The following is a 3,923-nucleotide window of genomic DNA, read 5'->3' on the forward strand; positions in this document are numbered from 1 at the left end:
GGTCGTAACCTCGGTCACGCCGGTCGCGCCGGTCACCCCGGTCCTCGAAGCGTCCCGAGCCGCGTGGGCCCCGGCGCTCATCGCGCTCGAACCGGCCCCGGCCGGTCCGCCGCTCGGCGTCGTGGTGGCGGTCCCCAGGCCCGTCCCAGCCGTGACCGGGGCCCTCATCGGGTCGGATGCGCATCTCCCGGCCGCCGAAGGTGGCCCGGCCCATGGCCTGGAGCTGGTCGGGGCTCAGCTCGGTGTGGATCTCGACCAGGGAGAAGGACTGGAGGATGTCGATCTTGCCGATATCGGCCCCGGAGATCCCGCCCTCGTTGGCCAGCGCGCCGACGATCGCGCCGGGCAGCACGCGGTCGCGGTGGCCGACCTCGATGCGGTAGACCGTCCCGGTCCCCTCCTCGCGGCGGCGACCGCCGCGCGCGGCGCCCCGCTTGCCCTCGGGGCGGTCGCGGCGCGAGCCCTCGAAGGTGGCGGACACGAAGCTGCCCTCGTCGTCCAGGTTCTCCTCCCGGCGGCCCCGTGCCGGCCGCTCCTGACCGGCCTCGGCGCGCCGTGGGCCCTCGTCCCCGACGGCGAGCGCTAGAAGGGTCGCCGCCATCTCGAGGGAGTCGATGCCCAGCTCGGTCGAGGCGGTCGTCACGAGATCGGCGTACATCCCCAGGCGACCGCGCTCGTGGCGCGCCGTGGCGCGTTCGAGCAGGGCCTTGGCGCGGTGGGCGGAGACATCGGCCGGGGAGGGCAGCGTGATCTCCTCCAGCCGGCTGCCCGTCAGGCGCTCGATCTGGCGGAGCTTGCCCTTCTCTTTGGGGGTCAGGAAGGTCACGGCCTCGCCGTGGCGCCCCGCCCGGCCGGTGCGGCCGATGCGGTGGACGTAGGCCTCGGCCTCACGCGGCACGTCGAAGTTGACCACGAGGCCGATGCGGTCCACGTCCAGGCCCCGCGCCGCAACATCGGTGGCCACGAGGACGTCGAGCGTGCCGGCGCGCAGGCGCTCGACGAGCCGCTCCCGCTCGCGCTGGGGGACGTCCCCGGAGATCGCCGCCGCCTGGATGCCACGCCCCGCCAGCTCGATGGCGACGTCCTCGGCGGTGGACTTGGTGCGCACGAACACGATGGCCGCCTGAGCGTCGGTAACCGCCAGGACACGCGCCACGGCACCGATCTTGTGCCGGAAGGGGACCACCGCATAGGTCTGGTGGACGGTGTCGACGGTCGAGGACTGGCGGGAGACCTCGATGCGCTCGGGGTCGGTCAGGTGCTGGCGGGCGACGGCCTGGATGGCGGGGGGCATCGTGGCCGAGAACAAGGCGGTCCGCCGCTGCTCGGGCAGGGAGGCCGCGATGGTCTCGACGTCCTCGGCGAAACCCATGCGCAGCATCTCGTCGGCCTCGTCCAGGACGAAGTAGCGCACGTCGTCCAGGCGCAGGGCCCCCTTGTCGATGAGGTCGATGACGCGCCCTGGCGTGCCGACGACCACCTGCGCACCGTCCTTGAGCGCACCGATCTGCGGACCGTAGGGGGCGCCGCCGTAGACCGCCACCACGTCGAGGCCGCGTGAGCGCCGGGCCATGTCGGTGATCGCGTCGGCGCTCTGCAGCGCCAGCTCACGGGTGGGGGCCAGGACCAGGGCCTGGACGGCGCCCTCGGCGGCGTCGACCGCGTCGAGCAGCGGCAGCCCGAAGGCGGCCGTCTTCCCGGTGCCGGTCTGGGCGACACCGACGACGTCGTGGCCCGACAGCAGCACCGGGATCGCCTCGCGCTGGATGGCGGTGGGGGTCTGGTAGCCCATGTCGGTGACCGCCTTGAGCAGGTCGGCAGGCAGGCCGAGGTCGGCGAAGGTGACCTTGGCGGGTCGCGAGTGGTCCTCGTCGGGGGAGGGCTCGGTCTCGACGAAGGGGGTGTGCCCGTCGACCTCCTCCTCCTCGAGGTCCTCGGAGGAGTGGTCGACCTCCGGGCGGTCCCAGGGGTGCTCGGGGTCGGCCTCCGGCAGGCCGCGGTCGACATCGTCGTCCTCGTCCTCGTGCTCGACGTCGACGGGGTCCCCGGGGGTGTCCGAGGAGGCCGGGGTGTCGAAGGACTCGGCGGATCCGGGGGTCCGGTCCGTGTGAGGGGGAGCGGCGACGTCGTGCCCGGTCGCGGCCGGATCGGTGTTGAGGAGGTCGTCGAGGCCCACGGGGCCGTCGTGGGAGGGCACGGAGGGCCCCGGGCTGGTGGCAGTCATCAAGTTCTTCCCGTCTCTGGTCCCATCGCGGGACCGTTGCGGAGCGTGGGGGAGTCCAGTGGGACTCCGCTCTTGCCGCACCGCACCCACCACACTCGCCCCGCACCGACCGCGGGGTCGCAGACGGTGGCTGACGGGCTCGACGCACAGACTCACGGGGCTCCATCGTCACGGCCCCGGTGCACCGCGGTGCGCGACGGGGCTGCTACGGATCCCGAACGGGGTTCACAGCGCGGATCACTCCTGGGGCACAGCCTATGGCCCGACGGCGTCGTGCGGAGGGCCGTGGGCCTTGTGCCGCATGAGGTCACAGGTGATCTCGATCATTCCGGCCCACTTGGTCGCCACCTCGCCGGTGGGGACCTCCGACGCCCTCGGTGCGCTCGGCCGGGGCGAGTCGTGATGAAAGAGAGACCTGGGCGCCATGCTCGGTCCGCTGCTCACCGGACAGCCGTGGACCACCGTGTTTTTCGTTGAAACGGCGCCGTTGTACTCGACGGTCACGGTGGCGGCGCGAGGACCTGCACGGCCCGTCGAAGCCCCATGGGCCGCGCGGAGCACGCACGCGTGCTGCGAGAGTGTCCTGATCGCAGGCGATGGACGATACGATCAATCCACGACGACGTGCTTCCGCGCCGGAACCGATCGGCAACGGGGGGTGGTCGTCATCCCTGGAGTGCCCTGAGAGCACGCGTCAACCTATTCCCCGGATCCCCACGAGTACGACTAGATGACACCTTCCTCTCGCCGCCTCCCGAGGCACGGCGCGCTCCCGAAGTCGGTGGCGCGGCCGGTGCTGGCCGCACTGACGGTGCTGTCCGTCGTGCTCGTCACCGCGCTCGCCGTGCACCTCGGTGTGGGGCCCGCCGCGGCGCTCAACGGCGCAGGCCCCCAGGGTGCGACAGTCCAGGTGGCCCAGCCGGGCCGGCACTACATCAGCTCCTCGAGCACTGACCGTCCTGTGCTCAGCCTGTCGGGGTGGACCGACGCGCGCGGACAGGCTCTCGATGCGCCGGACAACGCGCAGACCAAGGCCGTGGCCGTCCACATCCGAGTGGTTGATGAGGACGGCTGGTACCAGGCCGGCGTCGTCTACCCGGAGTTCATTGCGGGACAGGCGGACTACGCCCTGCCCTTGTGGCCCTTCACCAACGACATGGATCCCCACGAGGGCACGTACCGGATCGAGTGGCGGGCCTCCAGCTCCGACCCGTGGGTCCTCGCCGACACGATCGGTCTCGACGCCCGCCTGCCGCAGCCCGGTCCGTGCGCAGGCCTTGAGCAGTCCGGCTCGTCGCTGGTCGGGACGGGGTGGACCTTCGACCGCACCACGTCCTTCGGGGGGATCTACAAGGTGGCCCTGGCCCTGGCGCTGCCCGATGGGACGGTCAGCCACGTCAACGTGCGGGCATACTTCAGCGGCACCCGCTTCCTCCTCGACATCGCGGACCTCGTCGCCGCGGGCGCACCGGCAGGAGGCGGCTACACGGTGACGGCGTTGGCCCACGGGCAGCCGACCACCACGAGTGTGCGGATCCCGTCGGCCCCGGTCGAGCAGCCCATGTCGAGCCCTCAGCCCAGCCCGTCGCCGAGCGCCGAGCCCACTGCCGACCCGACTGTGGAGCCGACTGCGGACCCGACTGCCGCGCCGCCGGCGGAGCCCACTGCTGAACCGGTGCCCAGCATCGAGCCCAGTGCT

At 72.3% G+C, this 3,923-nt stretch carries 2 protein-coding genes; one reads left to right on the forward strand and one right to left on the reverse strand.

Annotated elements, in window-relative coordinates; genetic code table 11:
• Positions 1 to 2,224: DEAD/DEAH box helicase (locus tag Q4C85_RS11380; protein ID WP_303142194.1), on the reverse strand; the 2,224-nt coding region annotated here is incomplete at its 3' end.
• Positions 2,225 to 2,954: 730 nt separating this feature from the next.
• Between Q4C85_RS11380 and Q4C85_RS11385 the strand changes: the two genes are divergently transcribed.
• The coding region (locus Q4C85_RS11385; RefSeq protein ID WP_303142196.1) for a PT domain-containing protein at positions 2,955 to 3,923 on the forward strand (969 nt) is incomplete at its 3' end.

It is taken from the genome of Actinomyces sp. (assembly GCF_030524025.1).
GTDB lineage: Bacteria > Actinomycetota > Actinomycetes > Actinomycetales > Actinomycetaceae > Actinomyces.